Source organism: Marisediminicola sp. LYQ85 (assembly GCF_046600695.1).
GTDB lineage: Bacteria > Actinomycetota > Actinomycetes > Actinomycetales > Microbacteriaceae > Marisediminicola.
Map to the genome: position 1 here is coordinate 293,117 of NZ_JBKIWO010000001.1, position 20,877 is coordinate 313,993.

23 protein-coding genes are annotated in these 20,877 nt (G+C 68.8%); 15 read left to right on the forward strand and 8 right to left on the reverse strand.

The genetic code is table 11. From position 1 onward, the window contains the following. Nucleotides 1-10: 10 nt before the first annotated feature. Together ACLHG5_RS01295 and ACLHG5_RS01300 are read right to left on the reverse strand one after the other, a co-directional pair. Nucleotides 11-1,678, reverse strand: coding sequence for an alpha-amylase family protein (locus tag ACLHG5_RS01295; RefSeq protein WP_411317633.1), 1,668 nt, complete (start codon nucleotides 1,676-1,678; stop codon nucleotides 11-13). Next, nucleotides 1,675-2,664, reverse strand: coding sequence for a TIGR03885 family FMN-dependent LLM class oxidoreductase (locus tag ACLHG5_RS01300; RefSeq protein WP_411317634.1), 990 nt, complete (start codon nucleotides 2,662-2,664; stop codon nucleotides 1,675-1,677). Before ACLHG5_RS01300 ends, ACLHG5_RS01295 begins: the two co-directional genes overlap by 4 nt. A gap of 269 nt (nucleotides 2,665-2,933) precedes the next feature. Here ACLHG5_RS01300 and ACLHG5_RS01305 point away from each other — a divergent pair, with 269 nt between their 5' ends. Beyond that, nucleotides 2,934-5,846, forward strand: coding sequence for a M14 family zinc carboxypeptidase (locus tag ACLHG5_RS01305; RefSeq protein WP_411317635.1), 2,913 nt, complete (start codon nucleotides 2,934-2,936; stop codon nucleotides 5,844-5,846). 37 nt (nucleotides 5,847-5,883) lie between these two features. On the opposite strand, the gene ACLHG5_RS01310 is transcribed toward ACLHG5_RS01305, so the two are convergent. Beyond that, complete coding sequence (locus tag ACLHG5_RS01310) at nucleotides 5,884-6,450, reverse strand: histidine phosphatase family protein (protein WP_411316002.1); 567 nt, start codon at nucleotides 6,448-6,450, stop codon at nucleotides 5,884-5,886. 54 nt (nucleotides 6,451-6,504) lie between these two features. On the opposite strand from ACLHG5_RS01310, the gene ftsY reads away from it, so the two are divergent. After that, nucleotides 6,505-7,383 (forward strand): signal recognition particle-docking protein FtsY, encoded by an 879-nt coding sequence (gene ftsY, locus ACLHG5_RS01315; protein ID WP_411317636.1) that lies wholly within the window; start codon nucleotides 6,505-6,507, stop codon nucleotides 7,381-7,383. Continuing rightward, entirely contained in the window at nucleotides 7,383-7,694 is a 312-nt protein-coding gene (locus ACLHG5_RS01320) for a hypothetical protein (RefSeq protein ID WP_411316000.1), read from the forward strand. Before ftsY ends, ACLHG5_RS01320 begins: the two co-directional genes overlap by 1 nt. A gap of 31 nt (nucleotides 7,695-7,725) precedes the next feature. Here the strand turns inward: ACLHG5_RS01320 and ACLHG5_RS01325 are convergent, their stop codons facing one another. The 3 genes from ACLHG5_RS01325 to ACLHG5_RS01335 form a co-directional block, all read right to left on the reverse strand. Continuing rightward, nucleotides 7,726-8,235, reverse strand: coding sequence for a gamma carbonic anhydrase family protein (locus ACLHG5_RS01325; RefSeq protein ID WP_411317638.1), 510 nt, complete (start codon nucleotides 8,233-8,235; stop codon nucleotides 7,726-7,728). Beyond that, nucleotides 8,232-9,143: an LLM class flavin-dependent oxidoreductase gene (locus tag ACLHG5_RS01330; protein ID WP_411317639.1), complete on the reverse strand. Its 912-nt coding sequence runs from the start codon at nucleotides 9,141-9,143 to the stop codon at nucleotides 8,232-8,234. The genes ACLHG5_RS01325 and ACLHG5_RS01330 overlap by 4 nt, the downstream gene beginning before the upstream one ends. An 87-nt stretch (nucleotides 9,144-9,230) precedes the next feature. Next, entirely contained in the window at nucleotides 9,231-10,346 is a 1,116-nt protein-coding gene (locus ACLHG5_RS01335) for a glycoside hydrolase family 6 protein (RefSeq protein ID WP_411317640.1), read from the reverse strand. A gap of 136 nt (nucleotides 10,347-10,482) precedes the next feature. Here ACLHG5_RS01335 and ACLHG5_RS01340 point away from each other — a divergent pair, with 136 nt between their 5' ends. The 3 genes from ACLHG5_RS01340 (at nucleotide 10,483) to ACLHG5_RS01350 (ending at nucleotide 13,403) form a co-directional block, all read left to right on the forward strand. Beyond that, complete coding sequence (locus ACLHG5_RS01340) at nucleotides 10,483-10,899, forward strand: GNAT family acetyltransferase (protein WP_411315996.1); 417 nt, start codon at nucleotides 10,483-10,485, stop codon at nucleotides 10,897-10,899. 65 nt (nucleotides 10,900-10,964) lie between these two features. Then, on the forward strand, nucleotides 10,965-12,545 hold the full coding sequence (gene ffh, locus ACLHG5_RS01345; RefSeq protein WP_411315995.1) for a signal recognition particle protein: 1,581 nt from the start codon (nucleotides 10,965-10,967) through the stop codon (nucleotides 12,543-12,545). A 60-nt stretch (nucleotides 12,546-12,605) separates the two neighbouring features. Further along, the gene (locus ACLHG5_RS01350) at nucleotides 12,606-13,403 is read left to right on the forward strand and encodes an LLM class F420-dependent oxidoreductase (RefSeq protein ID WP_411315994.1); all 798 of its coding nucleotides are present in this window, start codon (nucleotides 12,606-12,608) and stop codon (nucleotides 13,401-13,403) included. A 160-nt stretch (nucleotides 13,404-13,563) separates the two neighbouring features. Here the strand turns inward: ACLHG5_RS01350 and ACLHG5_RS01355 are convergent, their stop codons facing one another. Beyond that, nucleotides 13,564-14,694 (reverse strand): glutamate--cysteine ligase, encoded by a 1,131-nt coding sequence (locus ACLHG5_RS01355; RefSeq protein WP_411317641.1) that lies wholly within the window; start codon nucleotides 14,692-14,694, stop codon nucleotides 13,564-13,566. A gap of 254 nt (nucleotides 14,695-14,948) precedes the next feature. On the opposite strand from ACLHG5_RS01355, the gene rpsP reads away from it, so the two are divergent. Genes rpsP through trmD form a run of 4 tightly spaced genes read left to right on the forward strand, consistent with a single transcriptional unit; the run spans nucleotide 14,949 to nucleotide 17,022 of the window. Next, on the forward strand, nucleotides 14,949-15,410 hold the full coding sequence (gene rpsP / locus ACLHG5_RS01360; protein WP_411317642.1) for a 30S ribosomal protein S16: 462 nt from the start codon (nucleotides 14,949-14,951) through the stop codon (nucleotides 15,408-15,410). Between the two features lie 3 nt (nucleotides 15,411-15,413). After that, nucleotides 15,414-15,650, forward strand: a complete 237-nt coding sequence (locus tag ACLHG5_RS01365; RefSeq protein WP_411315991.1) for an RNA-binding protein — start codon at nucleotides 15,414-15,416, stop codon at nucleotides 15,648-15,650. Between the two features lie 25 nt (nucleotides 15,651-15,675). Then, nucleotides 15,676-16,308, forward strand: a complete 633-nt coding sequence (rimM, locus tag ACLHG5_RS01370) for a ribosome maturation factor RimM (protein WP_411317643.1) — start codon at nucleotides 15,676-15,678, stop codon at nucleotides 16,306-16,308. A gap of 9 nt (nucleotides 16,309-16,317) precedes the next feature. Further along, on the forward strand, nucleotides 16,318-17,022 hold the full coding sequence (gene trmD / locus ACLHG5_RS01375; protein WP_411315989.1) for a tRNA (guanosine(37)-N1)-methyltransferase TrmD: 705 nt from the start codon (nucleotides 16,318-16,320) through the stop codon (nucleotides 17,020-17,022). 13 nt (nucleotides 17,023-17,035) lie between these two features. Here the strand turns inward: trmD and map are convergent, their stop codons facing one another. Next, nucleotides 17,036-17,806, reverse strand: coding sequence for a type I methionyl aminopeptidase (gene map / locus ACLHG5_RS01380; RefSeq protein WP_411317645.1), 771 nt, complete (start codon nucleotides 17,804-17,806; stop codon nucleotides 17,036-17,038). Between the two features lie 38 nt (nucleotides 17,807-17,844). Between map and ACLHG5_RS01385 the strand changes: the two genes are divergently transcribed. The 5 genes from ACLHG5_RS01385 to ACLHG5_RS01405 all read left to right on the forward strand — a co-directional run bounded on the left by ACLHG5_RS01385 (nucleotide 17,845) and on the right by ACLHG5_RS01405 (nucleotide 20,771). After that, nucleotides 17,845-18,366 carry an MFS transporter gene (locus ACLHG5_RS01385; protein WP_411317647.1) on the forward strand — a complete coding sequence of 174 codons (522 nt, stop codon included), beginning with the start codon at nucleotides 17,845-17,847 and terminating at the stop codon, nucleotides 18,364-18,366. A 161-nt stretch (nucleotides 18,367-18,527) separates the two neighbouring features. After that, nucleotides 18,528-18,869, forward strand: coding sequence for a 50S ribosomal protein L19 (gene rplS / locus ACLHG5_RS01390; protein ID WP_411315986.1), 342 nt, complete (start codon nucleotides 18,528-18,530; stop codon nucleotides 18,867-18,869). Between the two features lie 63 nt (nucleotides 18,870-18,932). Next, entirely contained in the window at nucleotides 18,933-19,700 is a 768-nt protein-coding gene (lepB, locus tag ACLHG5_RS01395; protein WP_411315984.1) for a signal peptidase I, read from the forward strand. 1 nt (nucleotide 19,701) lies between these two features. Beyond that, nucleotides 19,702-20,382 carry a ribonuclease HII gene (locus ACLHG5_RS01400; protein ID WP_411315983.1) on the forward strand — a complete coding sequence of 227 codons (681 nt, stop codon included), beginning with the start codon at nucleotides 19,702-19,704 and terminating at the stop codon, nucleotides 20,380-20,382. Nucleotides 20,383-20,447: 65 nt separating this feature from the next. Further along, nucleotides 20,448-20,771, forward strand: coding sequence for a DUF2469 family protein (locus ACLHG5_RS01405; RefSeq protein ID WP_411315982.1), 324 nt, complete (start codon nucleotides 20,448-20,450; stop codon nucleotides 20,769-20,771). Nucleotides 20,772-20,877: the final 106 nt, after the last annotated feature.

The window sequence follows — 20,877 nt, forward strand, 5'->3', positions numbered from 1 at the left end:
GCGCCGCGCCTCAGAACTGCGCGGTGTCGTGGTCCGCGACGATGCGCAGCCAGCGGTAGCCGTAGCCGTCGAGGTCGAGGGTGATGCCGTCGGCGGTGGCCGAGACATCCGCTCCCGACATCATGTCGACGACACTCCTGCCCTCTCCCACGTCGAGCGCGACCGTGAGGTCGACGGCGTCGGCCGCGAAGTTGTGGGCGACGACCACGCGGCCCTCGCCCCACGTGAGCGAGTGCACGAGTACCGCGGGGGTGTCGTGCGCGACGACCGCGAAGTCGCCCCATCCGAACTCGGGTGAGTTGCGATAGTGCCGCACGAGCTCGCGCATGAAGCTCAAGAGCGAGTCGGGGTCGCGACGCTGGCTCGCGACGTTCACGTGCCGGGGTCCGTAGGCGCCGTCGACCACGGGGTTGCGCAGTTTGCGCCGCGGCGCCGACGAGAAGCCGCCGCTCTCCCCGGAGTTCCACTGCATCGGGGTGCGCACGGCCATGCGGCCCTCGAGGTCGAGATTCTCGCCCATCCCGATCTCCTCGCCGTAGAACAGCACGGGTGTGCCGGGCAGCGAGAAGAGGAGGCTGTAGACCATGCGGATGCGGCGGGGGTCGCCCTCGAGCATGGGCGGCAGTCGCCGCACGAGTCCGCGCCCGAACACCTGCATCCTCTCTTCGGGGCCGAAGGCCGCGAAGACCTCCTCGCGCTCCCCGTCGCTGAGCTTGTCGAGGGTGAGTTCGTCGTGGTTGCGCACGAAGTTGGCCCACTGGGAGTCGGCTCCGCCTCCCGTGCGGGATTCGAGAGCCTCGACGAGCGTCGCCGGGTCGTTGCGGGCGAGCGAGAGGTAGAGCTTCTGCATCGAGATGAAGTCGAACTGCATCGTGAGTTCGTCGCCGTGACCGTCGCCGAAGAAGATCGCCTGGTCGTCGCGCTCGAGGTTGACTTCGCCGAGCAGAACGCCGTCGCCCGTCCTCCGGCCGAGGAAGGCGCGCAGCGAGGCGAGGTAGGCGTGGGGGTCGGGCAGCAGGTCGGGGCCACCCTCGACGGGCTCGGTCTCGAGGAGGAACGGCACGGCATCGACGCGGAACCCCGAGAGTCCGAGCTGCAGCCAGAACCCCATGATGCGGGCGATCTCGTCACGCACGACCGGGTTCGTGATGTTGAGGTCGGGCTGGTGCTTGTAGAAGACGTGCTGGTAGTACTGGCCTGTTTTCGGGTCGAGCTCCCAGTTGCTGTCTTCCTGGTCGGGGAAGACGGGTTCGCCGTCATCGGCCGGTGGTTCGTCGCGCCACACGTAGAAGTCGCGATAGGGCGAGTCCCGGTCGCCGAGAGCGGCCTTGAACCACGGATGCCGGTCGGACGTGTGATTGATCACGAGGTCGGCGATGACCCTCATGCCGCGATCGTTCGCCGTGCGGATGACCTCGACGAGGTCGCCGAGGCTCCCGAGGCGGGAGTCGACGGCGTAGAAGTCGGTGATGTCGTAGCCGTCGTCGCGGTCGGGGGTCGGATAGAACGGCATGAGCCACAGGCACGTGACCCCGAGCTCGGCGAGGTAGTCGAGTCTCTGGGCGAGTCCGGCGAAGTCGCCGATGCCGTCGCCGTTCGCATCCATGAAGGTCTCGACGTCGAGGCAGTAGACGACGGCGGTCTTCCACCACAGGTCGCCCGTGTCGGTGATCTTCACGCGTCGAATCCGATCGGTGCTTTCGCCGTCGGCGAGAGCGCGGGCAGCACTCGATCGCCGAAGACGTCGAGAAACTCGTCTTGTGTCGGTCCGACGTGGTGCAGGTAGATCTCGTCCGCGCCGAGTGCGATGTATTCCTCGATCTGGGCGATGTGGACGGACGGGTCGGATGACACGACCACCGAGTCGCGCATGTGCTCGGGTGTCACGTGCTTCGACGCCTCGTCGAACGCCTCGGGTGTCTCGAGATCCCAGGGGATGGGGGGCGAGAACACGTTCGTGCGCCACTGGTCGTGGGCGATCGCGAGGGCCTCGTCGTCGGTCTTCGCGTAGCTCAGGTGCACTTGAACCGCCACGGGACCGGTGCCGCCCGCGTCGCGATAGCTGCCGATCACGCGGCGGAGGGCCTCGGCGGGTTGCGCGATCGTGGCAAGGCCGTCTGCCCACCCGGCGACCCAGCCCGCCGTCTCGGCGCTCACGGCGGCGCCGATGATGGCGGGTGGGTGCTCGGCGCGGGTCCACAGCCGGGCGCGATCGACGACGACGTGCCCGTCGACGCTCATCTCTCTGCCTTCGAGCATGCCGCGGATGACCTCGACGCTCTCGAGCAACCGCGCGTTGCGGATGTCTTTGCGGGGCCAGCCGTCGCCCGTGATGTGCTCGTTCATCGCTTCGCCCGACCCGAGTGCGGCCCAGAACCGTCCGGGGTACATCGCCGCGAGCGTCGACATGGCTTGCGCGATGATCGCGGGGTGGTATCGCTGGCCCGGGGCGTTGACGACCCCGAACGGGAGGGTCGTACTCTGCATCGCGGCGCCGAGCCACGCCCACGCGAATGCCGAGTGCCCCTGCCGCTCGCTCCACGGCGCGAAGTGGTCCGAGCACATCGCGGCGGTGAACCCCACCTCTTCGGCGCGCTGCACGGCGCGAAGCAGGTCGGAGGGGTGCAGCTGCTCGTGGGAGGAGTGGAAGCCGATGACAGTCATCCCCCGACCCTAGGCAACTTCGGCGTTCCGCGCCCGGTCGACGTGAAGTCGGTCGCTCGACGGACGGCGGTGGTGAGCCCGACTCGGAAACTCGGGAGATACGCCGCGGATACATCCGGTTAACACCGCGCGCATAGCGTCGGCTCAGGCACCTGAGCATCGTGTGGTCCTCCGACCGCACTCGCGGGCACAACCCCGTCTTCCGTGATCGCGCGAGCGACATGCGCGCCTCGTCCTGCACGTCACGATCACGAACAGAGAAGGAACGAATGACGTTCACCCGTGTCGTCGCAGCAACCGGTGGCATTGCCGTCGCCGTTGCCGCGGTCACCATCAGCCCGCTCGCCGCCCAGGCGGACCCGAACACCTCGGCGACGCCGATCGTCCGGGCCACCTCGAGTTACATCGACATGCCCGAGAGCTACCCGTTCCAACCGGCGCTCGAGATCACGCCCGACCTGCCCACCGATGCCTCGCTCTCGCGAGGCCTCACCCCCTACGACGAGATCGCCCCGCAGCTCACCGAGTGGATGGCCGAGAGCGACCTCATCTCGGCGCAGGTCGTGGGCAAGTCGGGCCTCGGTCGCGACATCCACCTCGTGACGATCACGGCGCCGGAGACCGCCGAGCAGACCGCTCAGCAGGATGCCTGGCGCGACGAGGTCAAGAACGATGCGGCCGCTGCGGCCGATGACGCCGAACTCGCCGCGGGCTACAAGGTGCCGCTGTGGTTCAACAGCAACATCCACGGCAACGAGTGGGAGGGCACCGACTCGAGCCTCAACTACATCGACGACCTGCTGAGCGACGACTCGACCGAGACGGCCGAGCTGCTTGCCGGGCACCGCATCTACTTCACCCTCTCGACGAACCCCGACGGTCGCGCACTCGGGCAGCGGGCCGTGGCCGCGGGGTTCGACCCCAACCGCGACATGATCACGGGCGCGACGGCCGAGTCGGCGATCATCCGCGACCTCGCGAGCATCCTCCAGCCGACCAACTTCATCGACATCCACGGCTACACCAACGTGCTGCAGGTCGAACCGTGCGGCCCGCCCCACGGCGAGAACTACGAGTACGACCTGTTCCTGCCGTACGCCTACGACGCCGCGCTCGACATCGAAGCCGCCGTCGCCGCCGCCGACATCGAGGGCAACACCTACCTCGCCGCCGACGGCTCGGTGACGACGACGAACACCGGTCAGATCCGGATCCCCTACCGCGACATCCGCGCGGGCTGGGACGACTGGCCGCCGATCTTCGCCCCGCAGTACGTGGCCTTCCAGGGTGCGATCACCAACACCGTCGAGCTTCCGCTCGGTCGCGTGAACGACAACGTCCCCGAGGGCACCCGCCGCGGCGTCGTGAACACGGCCGTGGGCGAGGTCGTCATCGACTCGACCGTGCAGTACGTCGTCGAGAACGGCGACGCGCTCCTCGAGAACCAGATCGAGATCTTCCGCCGCGGAGACGCCGGAGAGCCGCTGCAGACGATCCCCGCCGACGTCGACCCCGCTTCAGTGCCCGAGCCCAACCAGTGGGCCGAGATCTGGGACGAGACCGACGTCTACCGCGCCGAGTTCCCGCGCGCCTACGTGATCCCGATGGGTGAGGGCCAGCGCTCGGACACCGACGCCTCGACCCTCGTCGACCAGTTGCTCGTCAACGACATCGAAGTGCAGCGCACGACCGCCGACCTCACCGTCGACGGGGTGACCTACGCATCCGGGTCGTACTTCGTCGACATGCACCAGCCCCTCCGCGGTCTCGCGAACGTGTTGCTCGCCGACGGGACCGACATCTCCGACCGCGTGCCCGACATGTACGACATCTCGGCGTGGAGTCTCTCGCTCCTGTGGGGGGCGGATGTCGCAGCCCTCGGCTCGACGACCGACCCCGCCATCGCGGTCACCTCCACCCCGATCGTCGACACCCCCGTCGACGCGACACTGCCCGCAGCCGGCGAGTACCTCGAACTCGAGCTGCGCGGTGTCGCCGAGTTCCAGGCGGTCAACGAGATGCTCTTCGACGGCATCCCCGTGTCTCAGTTCGACGACGGAACCGTCATGATCGGCCCCGACGACGCGTCACGCGCCTCGGCGGCGAACGTCGTCGCCGAGTACGGCGTGACCTTCACGGTGGGCGACGGTTCGAGGCTCGACTCCGAGGAGAACGTCGGGCTCGCGTCGCTCACGGTCGGCTACTCGGGCCCCGCCTCGGGGGCGCAAGACGAGAGGGTGACGCTCGAGAAGCTCGGGTTCCGCTCACCCGTTCTCGTGACCGCGGCGTCGATCACCTCGGGGGCCACCGACCTCTCGCAGATCGATGTGCTCTTCGTCGGGGGATCGCTCGTTTTCGACCCCGCGACACAGGGGGCCGGGATCGCGGCGGTGAACGACTACCTCGCCGCGGGCAAGGGTGTCGTCGGCCGAGCGGGCGCGGGAGCGACCTTCGCCAACACCTTCTCGCTGCTCGCGGCGACGACGGTCAACGGCACGAGCGGATCGAACGGCATCGTGAACATCGAGACGCCCGACGACGCGCTGCTGTCGACCTTCGCGCAAGACACGGCGTTCGTGTCGCCCGCGACGTGGTTCACGACTCTCGGTGCCGACGTGACGGTGGAGCAGAGCTACGCGGAGTCCGATCCCTTCGTCTCGGGCCACTGGTCCGACTCGGTCGGCCAGTCGCGCGCGTCGTCTGCGGGCCAAGCGGCGGCCGTCTCGTCGATCGCCCCGAGCGGATCGCGCACCTTCCTGTTCGGCACCACGCCGACCTACCGCACGCACCCCGTCGGCGCGTTCAGCGACGTCGCCGAGGCGCTCCTGTGGGCGGGGCCCGAGGGAGCCGCAGTCGCCGCGCCCGTCGTCGTGGAGCCCGAGCCGGAGCCCGAGCCGAGCCCGGGAGTGCCGGCACCCGGCGACCCCGCACCCGGCGACCCGAGCCCCGAGGCGCCGCCGGTCGACGGCGGCGTCGGATCGGTCGACGATGAGAGTGGCCCCGCATCCGATTCGGCGGGCGACGCGAGCGGCCCCCTGGCCGTCACCGGGGTCGACGAGGCGGGACTCGCGGGGCTCGCCACCCTCGCGGCGTTGCTCCTCGCCGCGGGCTTCGCGGCGATGGCGGTGGCGCGTCGCCGCGGTCGCCGCAACACCGGCGGAGTCGAGGTCACGGAGGGCTGACCCCGCTCTTCGATCAGCTCGGCGACGGGCCGTCCGCTCAGGCGGGCGGCCCGTCGTTGATCGAGACGACGTGCCAGCCGGTCTCCGTGCGCTCGATGACGCTCGAGGCGGCGTTGAGGATCGGCGGCACCTCCGCCCCCGAGAGCCTGCGCAGAACCTCGCGGATGAGTGTGCCGTGCGCCACGACGATCGCATCGCCGGCGCCGGGCTCGGCTGCGACATCCGCGGCGATCGCCTCGATCGCGGCGAGCCCGCGTGCGGCGACCGACTCCCGCGGTTCGAGCCGCGGATAGTCGAGGTCGGGCCACGCGACAGCGGCGTCGGCGAGCGTCATCCCCTCGGCGTCTCCGTAGTCGCGCTCGACGAGGTCGGGGTAGCTGCCGCGGTAGTCGAGCCCCGCCCCTGCCGCGATGATGCGGGCCGTCTCAGCAGCACGGGAAAGCGGTGACGAGACCACGGCCACCCACTCGCCCCCGTCGAAACGCTCGGCAGACGCCACCGCTTGAGCTCGCCCGGTGTCGTTGAGGGGGATGTCGCTCACACCCTGCAGGCGTCCGGTTCGGTTCCACTCGGTCTGGCCGTGTCTCGTTAGCGCGATTTTCACCCGTCGAGCCTAGGGCAGGCGGCCCGGTCGGCCGCGCCCGCTTAAGCTGGGGGCATGGCAGAGCGTTCGACACCGTGGTCCCTCGGCGGAGCCCTTCGCGGCATGTTCCAGAAGCCGACGATCGACGAGACCACGTGGGACGACCTCGAAGACGCCCTCATCACCGCCGACTTCGGCCCCGCGATCACCGAAGAGGTCATCGAGCACTTGCGCGCCCAGGTGAAGCGCTACAGCACGACCGATCCGGCGGACCTCAAGCGGATGCTGCGCGAGACCCTCGAGGAGCGCCTCGCGCGACTCGACCCGACGCTCCACCTCAGCGCACGCCCCGCCGTCGTGCTCGTCGTCGGCGTCAACGGCGTCGGCAAGACGACGACGATCGGCAAGTTCTCGAAGTTCCTCGTCAATTACGGGCGCACGGTCATCGTGGGCGCGGCCGACACCTTCCGCGCGGCGGCCGTCGAGCAGCTCGCGACGTGGGCCGAGCGCGGGGGTGCCGCGATCCAGCGTCCGCAGCAGCAGGGCCAGGACCCCGCATCCGTCGCCTACCAGACCGTCGATCGCGCGATGCGCGAGGGCATCGAGATCGTCATCATCGACACCGCGGGCCGCCTGCAGACCAAGAGCGGGCTCATGGACGAGCTCGGCAAGATCAAGCGCGTGGTCGAGAAGCAGACCGAGATCGCCGAGGTGCTGCTCGTGCTCGATGCGACGACGGGCCAGAACGGTCTCGCCCAAGCCGAAGCCTTCATCCAGCACGCGGGGGTCACAGGCCTCGTCATCACGAAGCTCGACGGCTCGGCCAAGGGCGGTTTCGTGCTCGCCGTGCAGGAGAAGACCGGCATCCCCATCAAGCTCGTCGGCCAGGGGGAGCGCATCGGCGACCTCACCGGATTCACGCCGCACGTCTTCGTCTCCCACCTCGTCGGCTGATGCCCGTCGCGCGCCGGGACCCGAGTCCGCAGACCGCGCTCACGCGCACGGTGTCACTCGCGGCCGTCACCTTCGCGATCCTCGCGCCGCTGTTCTTCGTGATCATCTTCTTTCTCGCGAGCATCGGCTATTCGACCGCCGGTGCGACCCTCTCGCCGTTCGCGATCCTCTCGACGGGCCTCGGAACGATCGCGGCCGTGTGGGCCGTGTGCCTCGCCCGCACGCGCGTCGTCGGCATCACGACGCTCCTCGTGATGGTGCCGTGCCTGTTCCTCGCGTCGATCGCGTTGCTCACGCTCCTCGCGGGCTGAGACCGGAGGGTCGCGAGAGCATTTGCCGACGTCAGCTCGCGGCGTGCCGCCGGGCGATGCTCACGTAGCGCGTCGCGTTGTCGGCGATGTGCGCCCGCTCCTCGGCGGTCAATTCGCGCCGCACCCTCGCGGGCACCCCCGCGACGAGAGACCCGGGCGGAACCACCGTGCCCTCGAGTACGACGGCTCCCGCCGCCACGAGTGACCCCGCGCCGATGACGGCACCGCTCAGCACCGTCGAGTTCATGCCGATGAGGCAGTCGTCTTCGATCGTGCACCCGTGCACGACGGCGCCGTGCCCGACGCTCACGCCGTTTCCGATGACCGCGGGAGACCCGCCGTCGCAGTGCACGACGCAGTTGTCCTGGATGTTGCTTCTCCGGCCGATCGTGATCGTGTCGACGTCGGCGCGCACGACGGCACCGTAGAACACGCTCGAGTCGGCGCCGAGAGCGACCCGACCGACGAGAGTCGCGGTCGGTGCGATCCACGCCGTCGCATCGAGGTCGGGGGAGTGCCCGTCGAAGGGGAGTGCGGTCATCGGGCCGGCGCCGTCAGTGCGCGGAGGGTCGGGAGTCTCGCCGCGACCGCCTCGAGAACGTCGACCGACCCCGCGTACACGCCGTCGCGCCGCGGCCAGTGCACGACGACATCCGTGAAGCCGAGGGAGGCCGCGCGCGCCGTCGCGTCTTCGAACGCCGCGACACTCTCGAGGGCGAACGACCCTCCGCTGTCGAGCGAGAGGTAGCGATCGATCGACGCGGGATCGCGCCCGGTCGCGGATGCCGCGGTGTCGAGTCTCTCCGCGAGCGCGGCGACGGCGTTCCACCAGTCCTGTCCCGTCGCCCCCTCCGGCCCCGTCGTGACCCACCCGCTGCCGTGTTGGGCGACCACACGGAGCCCCTTCGGCCCGTTGGCTGCGAGCACGAACGGCACGCGCGGCAGTTGAGCGGGTGTGCCGACCATGCGCGCGCCGTGCGCCTCGAACCACTGACCGGTGAGCGTGATGCCCTCCGCCGACGCGGTGGGCTCATGCCGCAGCAGAACGTCGAGGTGCTCGACGAACTCCGCGAACCGCTCGTGCCTCTTTCGCGCCGAGAGCTCGGGCTGCCCGAGCACCGTCGCGTCGAAGCCCGTTCCGCCCGAGCCGATGCCGAGGATGACGCGGCCCCCCGCGATGTCGTCGAGGGTAGCGATCTCCTTCGCGAACGGCACGGGGTGACGGAAGTTCGGCGACGACACGAACGTGCCGAGACCGATCGTCGACGTCACGGTCGCGGCGGCCGTGAGCGTCGGGATGGTCGCGCCCCACGGCTCACTCGCGAGCGAGCGCCACGACAAGTGGTCGTAGGTCCACGCGTGGTCGAACCCGAGTTCTTCGGTGGCTGCCCAGTGACGCCGGGCGACCGCCCACGGCTCCTGGGGGAGGACGACGATGCCGAAACGCATGCGTCGAGCCTATGCCGCTCATCGGTGTTCGGGGTCGGTGCTGGTCGGGGTCGGAGCCGATCGGGCTCGGAGCCGATCGGGCTGGCGTTAGCCGCGGGCGTGCGGCTGATTGCGCACGAGCGCGAGGGCGTAGTCGTCCCACCACTCGCCGGCGGGCGGGCCCCCGTTGCACGTGCCGTCGCTCTGACCCGGGTGCTTGATCCACAGGAGGGCGTCGAGAGCGGAGACCCCGGACGCGACGGACGGCGCGGCGCCGATAGCCGCGCCCGCGGGGTTGCACCAGGTTCCGCGCCATTCGGTGCCGTTGCGCGAGATGTCGATCACGTAGCGCTTGCCTCCGAGCAGCTGCGACACCGTGTCGGCGTAGCGGGTCTCGTCTGCCGTGGTCTTGAAGTTCGAGACGTTCGTCGCGAAACCGCGCGCGTCGTGCACCCCCGCGTCGACGAGGAGCGCGGCCATCTCCGTCGGCGGCACCCAGTTCGAATTGCCGGCATCGAGGTAGACCGAGAGTCCCGCGGCCCCGAGGATCTCCACCGCGTGCTTCACGAGGGGGATGCGGCGTTGCGCCTCGCCGGGGCACCGGTCGCCCGACAGCATCGCGAGAGCATCCGGTTCGACGATGACCACCGCTCCCGAACCCCGCAACGCGTCGGCGACGTCGCGGTTCCACTGCAGATACTCGGTGGGGGTGAGACCGCCCGCCGAGTAGTTGCCGCAATCGCGATTGGTGATGGCGTAGGTCACGAAGACGGGCGTCGTTCCCTGGGCCGTCGCCGTCGCGACGTGTCGCGTGATCCGCGAGGTGAGGACCGCGCCCCGGTACCACTCGCCGAGCCAGATCGCGGTCGGCCGGTCGCTGATCTGCGCGATGAGCTCCGCAGACGCGGTGTCGCCCGCGGCGAGGAAGCGCTCCTTCGCTCTCACCGCGCTCGAGTCGGTCTGGCGCATCGGGCCGCCAGGGAATATCTCCGACGGGGTCTTCATGTCGAGCGGTGACACGGGTCCGACGAACGACACGGCTGTTCCCTCTCCGACGACGGTCGCGGCCGGGGGCGTCAGGATCGACGGCGCGAGCGGGTTTCCCCCGCTCGCGGTGGCGGGCGGAGTAGCCGCCGTCGCCCCGAGCGTCGCCGCGAGAGCGGTCGCGACCGCGAGAACGACGGCCGATCGAATGGCCTTTCCGCGCAGTGCCGTCACGCGCATCGCGAGTCCCTCCCCCGAAGAACCGGGTCGCGCGCCACCCCCGTGGCGCGACCGGTCTCAGCAGGATCGCACGGCGTGAGCCGTGAAGACGGGGTTTGACCCGCTCTGGGGGTGCGGCGCCGATAACGTGGGAGCCGTGATCATCCGCAGCTACCGCACCGACGACACCGAGGCCGTCGTGGCCCTCTGGCGCGAGACCGACCTCACCCGCCCGTGGAACGACCCCTACCGCGACATCGAGCGGAGCGTCGCCGAGAGACCCGAGCTGTTTCTCGTCGGATCGCACAACGGTGCGGTCGTGGCCACGGCGATGGGGGGATACGACGGGCACCGCGGCTGGGTCTACTACTTCGCCGTGTCGCCCGCCCACCGCGGTTCGGGATTCGGACGCCGCATGATGGCCGAGCTCGAGCGACGGCTCACGGCTCTCGGATGCCCCAAGCTCAACCTCCTCGTGCGCGCCGACAACCCCGACGCCGTCGGGTTCTACGAGGCGATCGGCTACAGCCCTGACGATTCCGTGAGCCTGGGGCGCCGCCTCATCGAGGAGTGACCCCGGTCGAGGGCTCCCGGCACCGGGTGACCGTCGCACCGCGACGGGGTTAAACTCGACTCACCATGGCCACCTTCGGAAACCTCACAGATCGCCTCGCCGATACCTTCAAGAACCTCCGCGGCAAAGGAAAACTGAGCCCCGCGGATGTCGACGGAACCGTGCGCGAGATCCGTCGCGCTCTGCTCGACGCCGACGTCGCCCTCACGGTCGTCAAAGACTTCACGGCGCGCGTGCGCGAGCGCGCCCTCGGAGACGAGGTCTCGAAAGCGCTCAACCCGGCCCAGCAGGTCGTCCAGATCGTCAACGACGAACTCGTCACGATCCTCGGCGGTGACCTCGACGGTGGTGAGCAGCGCCGCATCCGGTTCGCGAAGACGGCCCCGACCATCATCATGCTCGCGGGCCTCCAGGGTGCCGGAAAGACCACGCTCGCGGGCAAGCTCGCCAAGTTCCTCGCGAAAGACGGCCACACCCCGATGCTCGTCGCGGCCGACCTCCAGCGCCCCAACGCCGTGACCCAGCTCCAGGTCGTCGGCGAACAGGCCGGCGCCCACGTGTTCGCACCGGAGCCGGGCAACGGAGTCGGCAACCCCGTGCGCGTCGCGAAAGACGCCGTCAAGTACGCGCGAGACAAGCAGTACGACGTCGTCATCGTCGACACGGCCGGGCGCCTCGGAGTCGACGCCGACCTCATGAAGCAGGCCGCAGACATCCGCAAGGCCGTCGACCCCGACGAGGTCTTCTTCGTCATCGACGCCATGATCGGTCAAGACGCCGTCGCCACGGCCAAGGCGTTCCAAGACGGCGTGGACTTCACCGGGGTCGTGCTCTCGAAGCTCGACGGCGACGCGCGCGGAGGAGCGGCCCTGAGCGTCGCCTCCGTCACGGGTCGCCCCATCATCTTCGCGTCGACGGGAGAGGGGCTCGACGACTTCGAGCCGTTCTATCCCGACCGCATGGCGAGTCGCATCCTCGACCTCGGTGACATCCTCACGCTCATCGAGCAGGCGCAGCAGAACTTCGACGAAGAAGAGACGCGCAAGGTCGCCGAGAAGCTCGCGACGGCGACCTTCACCCTCGAAGACTTCCTCGCGCAGATGCAGCAGCTCAAGAACATGGGTTCGCTCAAGAACATGCTCGGCATGCTCCCCGGAGCCAAAGGCATGCGCGAGCAGCTCGACAACTTCGACGAGTCGGAGATCACCCGCACCGAGGCGATCATCCAATCGATGACCCTGCAGGAGCGACGCCAGCCGAAGCTCCTCAACGGGTCGCGTCGCGTGCGCATCGCGCGAGGGTCGGGAACGACCGTGACCGAGGTCAACGCCCTCGTGCAGCGATTCGACCAGGCGGCCAAGATGATGAAGACCGTCGCCAAGGGCGGAGTGCCGCAGGTGCCGGGGATGGGCCCCATCCCGGGAGCGGGGTTCGGCGGTGGCCGCGGCAAGAGCCAGCCCAAGAAGAAGGGCTCGAAGTCGGGCAACCCGGCCAAGCGTGCGGCCGAGAACGCCGCACTCGCGGCGGGGACCAAGCCGTCGGGAGCCCCCGCGGGCACCGGGTTCGGGCTCGGCGGCGGCACGGGGTCGTCGGGCGGCCCGACCGAAGAGGAGCTCGCCTCGCTGCAGAAGTTCCTCGGGCGCTGATCTTCGGCGCTGACTTCGGGCGCTGACCTGCCCTGCGGGTCGCGCGCCTAGTATGCGGGAATGACTTCAGCTCAGCGTCCCGTCCGCATCGGCGTGCAGATCGCGCCCCAACACGCGTCATACGAGAAGATCCGCGACACCGCGGCCGCCCTCGAAGACGCGGGCGTCGACATCCTCTTCAACTGGGACCACTTCTTTCCCCTCTTCGGCGAACCCGACGGCCTGCACTTCGAGTCGTGGACGATGCTCGCGGCGCTCGCCGAGCAGACGAGCCGCGTCGAGCTCGGGGCGCTCGTCAACTGCAACAGCTACCGCAACGCCAACCTCCAGGCCGACATGGCCCGCACGATCGACCACATCAGCGCGAAGGGCGGCACGGGCCGCTTCATCTTCGGCACGGGGTCGGGCTGGTTCGAGCGCGACTACGAGGAGTACGGCTACGAGTTCGGCACGGCGGGCCAGCGACTCGATGCCCTCGCTGCGGGGCTTCCCGTGATCGAGGAGCGCTGGGCCAGGCTCAACCCCGCACCGACCCGCGACATCCCCGTGCTCATCGGCGGCGGGGGAGAGAAGAAGACCCTCAAGATCGTCGCGACGCACGCCGACATCTGGCACAGCTTCGCCGACGTGCCGGCGCTCGAGCACAAGCTCGGCGTGCTCGGTTCGTGGTGCTCCGAGGTGGGCCGCGACATCCGCGACATCGAGATCTCGAACGAGCTCAAGGGGCGCACCGTCGAGACGGCAGACGAGCTGCACGATCGCGGCACGACGCTCTTCACGATCGGTCTCTCGGGCCCCGACTACGATCTGGCTCCCGTGCACGACTGGCTCGCCTGGCGCGACGCGAAGAACGCCTAGCACCCCCCTGTACGCAGTTTCCGCGAGCGTACGCCGGATCCGGCGCACGCTCGCGGAAACTGCGTACATCGGCGGGGCTCGGCGGGGCTCGGCGGGGCTCGGCGGGGCTGCTCGGGTTGGAGCCGGGCGGGGCGGGGCTGCGCGGGATTCGCGGCGCGCGTCAGAGGCCGTCGCGCAGCTCGCGCACGAGCGAGGCGACAACGGCCTTGAGGCTTCCGCCGTTGCTCTCGGCGACGGCGAGCTGGCGCTGGTAGCTCGCGCCCCGGTCGAGGATGCGTTCGACACAGCGCAGCTCCTCGAGACACCCGAGCCTCTCGGCGATCGGCTCGAGGCGGGGGAGCATGGCGCGGATGTCGTCGGTCACGAGCGCTTCGTCGCCGGACGCGTTGCGGATGATGATCGCGTCGAGGCCGTACCGCGCCGCACGCCACTTGTTCTCGCGAACGAACCACGGAGGCATCGTCGGGATCTCGTGTCCGTCGTCGAGAGTCGTCGAGAACTCCTCGACGAGGCACTGTGTGAGCGCGACGATCGCGCCGACCTCCTCGAGGGTCGCCATGCCGTCGCACACGCGCATCTCGATCGTTCCCCAGCGCGCCGACGGGCGGATGTCCCACCGCAGCTCGTTGTAGTGGTCGATGACCCCCACGTGCGTCATGTCGTCGACCATGGCCTCGTAGTTCGCCCACGCCTGGAACTGCGGGGGGAGACCCGCGGTCGGCAGCTGCTGGAAGAGCATCGCGCGACTCGACGCGTAGCCCGTCGATTCGCCCGTCCAGTAGGGGCTCGAGGCGGAGAGCGCTTGAAAGTGGGGGATGTACGCGAGCAGCCCGTTGATGATCGGAAGCACTTTTTCGCGGTCTTCGACACCCACGTGCACGTGCACGCCCCAGATCATGAGCTGGCGGCCCCACCACTGCGTGCGGTCGATGAGGGTCGCGTAGCGCTCCTTGTCGGTCACCTGCTGCGCGAACCACTGGCTGAACGGGTGGGTGCCCGCGCACATGACGTCGACGCCCATCGGCTCCGCGATGGTGCGGACGGTGTCGAGGCTGCGCGCGAGGTCGGCGACGCCGGACCCCACCGTGCGATGAACGCCCGTGACGATCTCGACCGTGTTGGTGAGCAGCTCGGCGGTGATGTGCGGGTTCGCGGTGCCGTCATCCGGTTCCACGGCAGCGAGGATCTCGGGCGCCGCGGGGGCGAGTTCGCCGCTTGCGTGGTCGACGAGGGCGAGCTCCCACTCGATGCCGAGAGTGGAGCGGTCGGACCTCGCGAATTCGATCTGCACCAGCGTGCCCTCCGTCGTGACTGCGACCGATCGGTCGCGAGCGGTGCCCTCATCCTGACAGTCGCGCGGCGGTTTGCGCGTCGCCCGACGATCGTGTTCGGCGGTGTCGTCGTTTTTCTGACAGAATGGTCAGTCGAGTCCTCGCCCGCCCGACCCTCTAATCAGGCGGCGAATGGATTCCCTCAGAGCTCGTGTCGAGTGTGCCCCCACGCTCACGCCATCAGTTCGATCACTCAAATCGATTCAGGAGAATTGTGGCTGTAAAAATCCGTTTGAAGCGCATGGGAAAGATCCGCGCTCCTTACTACCGCATCGTCGTCGCCGATTCGCGCACCAAGCGCGACGGCCGTGTCATCGAAGAGATCGGCAAGTACCACCCGACCGAAGAGCCTTCGGTCATCCAGGTGGACTCCGACCGCGCGCAGTACTGGCTCGGCGTCGGCGCTCAGCCGACCGAGCAGGTCGCCGCGCTTCTCAAGCTCACGGGCGACTGGGGCATCTTCAAGGGCGACAAGAGCGCTTCGGAGAGCACCGTCAAGGTCAAGGAGCCCAAGGTCGGTTTCCAGGCCGACGAGAAGAAGAAGGCCGTGCTCAAGCCCAAGGCTGAGGCGCCCGCGCCCGCGCCCCAGGCCGATGAGGCACCCGCTGCACCCGCCGAGGCCGAAGCGGAGACCGAGTCGGTCGACGCTCCCGCCGGCGACGCCGACAAGGCGTAGTCAGTGCTCGCTGGCGCACTCGAGCACCTCGTCAAGGGGATCGTCGATCACCCTGACGAGGTGCGCGTGGTCGAGAAGAATTCCCCCCGCGGAGATGTGCTCGAGGTGCGCGTGCATCCCGAGGACCTCGGTCGCGTGATCGGTCGCGCCGGTCGCACGGCGAAAGCGCTGCGCACCCTCGTCTCGGCTATCGCCGACGGCAAGCGAGTGCGTGTCGACGTGGTGGACACCGATTTCTAGTCCAGCGCCGTCGAACAAGACCCAGTTGCGGGTCGGTCGCCTCACCAAGGCCCACGGGCTCAAGGGCGCGATCAAGGTCGAGCTTTACACGGATGCCCCGGAACGACGTTTCGTTCCGGGCGCCGTGTTTCAGCTGCAAGTGCCCACGAGCTCCTCGTGGCACGGCAAGACCATCGAGCTCGTCGAGCTCAAGTGGTACAACTCTCACGCCGTCGCATTCTTCAAGGATGTTCCCGACCGCGATGCCGCCGAGTCTCTCGTCAAAGCCATCCTGTGGGTCGACCAGGACCTCGCCGAGAGCCCCGACGAAGAGGATGCGTGGTACGACCACCAGCTCGTCGGGCTCGCGGTCGTGCGTGATGGTGTGACGATCGGTCGAGTGACGCTCGTCGACCATCTGCCCGCGCAAGATCTGTTGCACGTGAAGACGGAGTCGGGCGACGTTCTCGTGCCGTTCGTCAAGGCCATCGTTCCCGCCGTCGACATCGCCGCGGGCACCGTGACCGTGACACCGCCTCCCGGTCTCTTCGAGGAGCTCCCTGACGAGCCGGAGCCGGAGCCGGAGCCGGAGTCGGAGTCGACCGCCGAGCCTGCCGAAGTGGCACCCGTCGAGGCGGCACCCGTCGATACGGCACCTCCGGCCGACCAGCCCACCTGATCGCTCGCGATGCGCATCGACATCGTCACGATCTTTCCCGAGTTCTTCTCGGTGCTCGACGTCTCGCTCCTCGGCAAGGCTCGCAAGGCGGGCCGGATCGAACTCGGCGTGCACGACTTGCGCGACTACGCCTACGACCGGCACCGCACCGTCGACGACACCCCCTACGGCGGGGGAGCGGGCATGGTCATGCGCCCCGAGCCGTGGGGCGACGCGATCGACAACATCCTCTACGCGAGCGAGGGACGCGGCATCGCCGACCCCGTCATCATCTTCCCGTCACCCGCGGGGGAACGCTTCACTCAAGCGATGGCCGTCGAGCTCGCGACGGAGCACCAGCTCGTCTTCGGTTGCGGCCGATACGAGGGCATCGACCAGCGCGTCGTGGACTACGCCTCGACGCGGGCGCGCGTGCGGCTCGTGAGCATGGGCGACTACGTGCTCAACGGCGGGGAGGTCGCATCCATGGCCATGATCGAGGCCGTCGGCAGGCTCATCCCCGGTGTCGTCGGCAACCCCGCGAGTCTCGTCGAAGAGAGCCACAGCGACGGCTTGCTCGAGTACCCGAGCTACACGAAACCCGCCGAGTGGCGTGGTCGAGCGGTGCCGCCCGTGCTCTTGAGCGGCAATCACGGGGCGATCGCGCAGTGGCGGCGCGACCAACAGCTCGAGCGCACTCGGAGGGTGCGTCCCGACCTGCTTCCGCCCGAGTAGAGCCCCTACCCGCCTAGCTCGAGCGGGCGGTCAGAACGACGGGGCCGTCATCCGTGATGGCCACGGTGTGCTCGGCGTGCGCGGCGCGTGATCCGTCCATCGACCGCAGCGTCCAGCCGTCGGGATCGGTGAAGATCTCACCGGTCGACTGCATGAGCCACGGCTCGATCGCGAAGACGAGGCCCGCCCGCAGGGGAAACCCGCGCCCCGGGCGACCGTCGTTGGCGATGTGCGGGTCGCCGTGCATCGTGCGACCCACCCCGTGTCCACCGAAATCGGTGTTGACCTCGTAGCCCGCACCGCGCCCGACGGCGCCGATCGCCGCAGAGATGTCGCCGACGCGATTGCCGACGACCGCGGCCGCGATGCCGGCGTCGAGCGACTTCTGCGTGACGTCGATGAGCCGGAGGTCTTCCGCTTTCGCGGTTCCGACGACGAACGATACGGCGCTGTCGGCGACCCAGCCGTCTACCGAGACGGCGAAGTCGAGGCTCACGAGGTCACCGTCGCGGATGACGTAGTCGAAGGGGAGACCGTGCAGGGCGGCGTCGTTGACCGAGGTGCAGAGCACCTTGCCGAACGGGCTCGCGCCGAACGACGGGTGGTAGTCGATGTAGCAGCTCTCGGCACCGCGCTCAGTGATCCTGCGGTGCGCGAGGCGGTCGAGGTCGAGCAGGTTCGTTCCGACGGCGGTCGCCGCGGTCAGCTCGGTGAGGACGTCGGCGACGAAGGAGCCCGCGGCCCGCATCTCGTCGATCTCTTTCGGTGTGCGCAGCTCGATCATCCCCCCATTCTCCCCGCTTCGACGCGTACCCTGGCACCATGTGGCTTCGTCGAGCGTTCTACTACGTGCAGATTGCCGCGATCATCGCGGTTCCGCTCTGGATCGTCGTCGCCCGATCGATCGCGACCGAGGGGGTCGGCGCCATCGGCGCCCTCGTCTTCGTCATCTGGCCGACCCTCGCGATCGCGATGGTCGCGGTCCTCTTCCTCACGTGGGGTCGCAAGTCGGTGCGATCGACACGAACACTCTCGTGGATCGATGTCGGCGCCCTCTCGGCGTGGTACCTCACGGCGATCGGCTACGGCGTGGCGATCGCCGTCGCCGACTCCCTCTTCGCGGGCCTCCTCGCCGGCGTGCTCTTCCTCGTGACGGTCGCCGTGTTCTGGGTCGCCGTGTGGCAGCTCATCACCGCGGCGCGCAAGCGGGTCGAAACGGTTCTCGCGTCGCTCGATCAGACGGCGGTGCCCGCGGGGGAGTATCAGGCGACCCGATTCGCGCGGGGTGACGGCGACGTCATCCGCATCGACCCGCCTTCGGGATCCAGCAGCTCGCGTTCGTAGCGGTGCAGCGCGGTTCTGTGGCAGAATAACCCCTTGTGCCATTGCTCGGCCCTGCCACAGGGGGGTCCGCGCTGACGGTCGAACCGTCACTGCACACTCACACACTCCAGCTTCACCTGAACAGTGATCGACCCGTGGCGGTCACAGAGAGCGAATCAGCCATGCACATTCTCGACCACGTCGACGCCGCGTCACTGCGCAACGACATCCCCGACTTCCGCGCGGGAGACACCGTCAAGGTGCACGTGAACATCGTCGAAGGCACGCGCTCGCGAATCCAGGTCTTCCAGGGCGTCGTCATCGGCCGCTCGGGCGAGGGCATCCGCGAGACGTTCTGCGTTCGCAAGGTGAGCTTCCAGGTCGGCGTCGAGCGCACGTTCCCCGTGCACTCGCCCGTCATCGACCACATCGAGGTCGTCACCCGCGGCGCCGTCCGTCGCGCGAAGCTGTACTACCTGCGCGACCTGCGCGGCAAGAAGGCGAAGATCAAAGAGAAGCGCTGACGCTTCCCCCAGCATCACCCTGAGCTCCCCTCCGCGTACGATGGAGGGGAGCTCAGGGGTTTAATGACAGATACAGATCCTTCGTCGCGGCCCGCGGGCGCGACCCGGGATGACGAGGCGGCCGATCGCCCATCCGACAGTCGTTCGCGAGGCGTGTTGCTCTTCGTGAGAGACATCGCCGTCATCTTCCTCATCGCGATCATCGTCTCCGTCGGCATCAAGACGTTCCTCATCCGGTCGTTCTACATCCCCTCCTCGTCGATGCAGAACACCCTGCAGATCAACGACCGCATCATCGTCAACCAGCTCGTGCCCGCAGCCATCGACATCGAGCGCGGCGACGTCGTCGTCTTCCGCGATCCGGGCGGGTGGTTGCCCGATCGCCCCGAGCCCGAGGTCAACCCCGTCGCGGGTGCCGTCGACTGGTTCTTGACCCTCGTGGGGCTCAGCGCCTCCGACAGCAACGACCACCTCATCAAGCGAGTCATCGGTCTGCCCGGCGACGTCGTCGCGTGCTGCAACGAGCTCGGCCAGATGGAGGTCAACGGGGTCCCCCTCGACGAGCCCTACCTCGATCTGCCCGACGGCGTGACCAAGGTCTCGTTCGACGACTTCGAGGTGACGGTGCCCGAGAACTCGCTCTGGGTCATGGGCGACAACCGCTACAACTCGCGCGACTCGCGCTACAACCCTCAGCCGCCCGCACTCGGGTTCGTGCCGATCGACAACGTCGTGGGGCGCGCCTTCGTCGTCTCGTGGCCGATCAGTCACTGGAGCTGGCTCGACAACTACCCCGACACCTTCCGCGGCGTCGACCCCGCAGGCGACTGACGTGGCGGTGGCGGATCCGACCCTCGACCTCGAGGCTCGACTGCACTCCGACGGCCACCGCTTCGTGATCGGTTGCGACGAGGTCGGTCGCGGGGCACTCGCGGGCCCCGTCGCCGTCGGCTTCGCCCTCGTCGACACGGCGGTCGACCCCATCCCCGCGGGCCTGCGCGACTCGAAGATGCTGAGCGAGAAGCGCCGAGAAGAGCTCGCCCCGCTCGCGCACGCGTGGGCACGCTATTGCTCGGTCGGCATGGCTACGGCCCGCGAGGTCGACGAGATCGGTCTCTCGGCCGCGCTCGGCCTCGCCGGGCGGCGCGGGCTGCTCGAACTCCACGCTGCCGGAGCCGACATCTCGTCGTCGATCGTGCTTCTCGACGGAGCCTTCGACTGGCTCAACCCCGCCCTTCGAGCGCCGGTGCTCGTGGAGCTCTGCGTCAAAGCCGACCGCGACTGCGCGTCGGTCGCCGCGGCATCCGTCATCGCGAAGGTCGCGCGAGACCGGCTCATGATCGAGGCGGATGCCCGGCACCCCGGCTACGAGTGGGCGGGAAACAAGGGCTACGGTTCCGCCCGTCACCTCGACGCGATCGCACGGCTCGGTGCGACGGACCTGCACCGCCGCTCGTGGCTCAAGTCGGCGGCGCCCACGACCGCGCCCACGACCGTGGCTCTCGCGTCCTGAGCGATTCGCGAGGCGTTGCGGGCGCGGCGGTCGACGTGCTGCGCGAAGCGTAGGATTGCCGCAGCATGGACGACGACGTATTCGAGGATTACGACCGCGAGGTCGAGCTCGCTCTCTACCGCGAGTACCGCGACGTCGTCTCGCAGTTCCGCTACGTCGTCGAGACGGAGCGCCGCTTCTACCTCGCCAACGACGTCGCGCTCGTGAGGCAAGACACCGAGCACGACTTCTACTTCGAGCTCACCATGAACGACGTGTGGGTGTGGGACGTCTACCGCTCCGACCGCTTCGTGAAATCGGTGCGGGTCTTGACGTTCAAAGACGTCAACGTCGAGGAGCTCTCGTCGAAGGAGCTCGAGTTGCCCAAGGATCTCGCGCTCGACGAGTAGGGCGCACGCCGATCGTTCCCTTCCTCCCCAGGTCGGCCTAGCCCGGCGGATGCCTCCGCTGCGAGTTCGGCGCCGCCAGGCGCGCCGCACCTCCGCCACGCTCGAT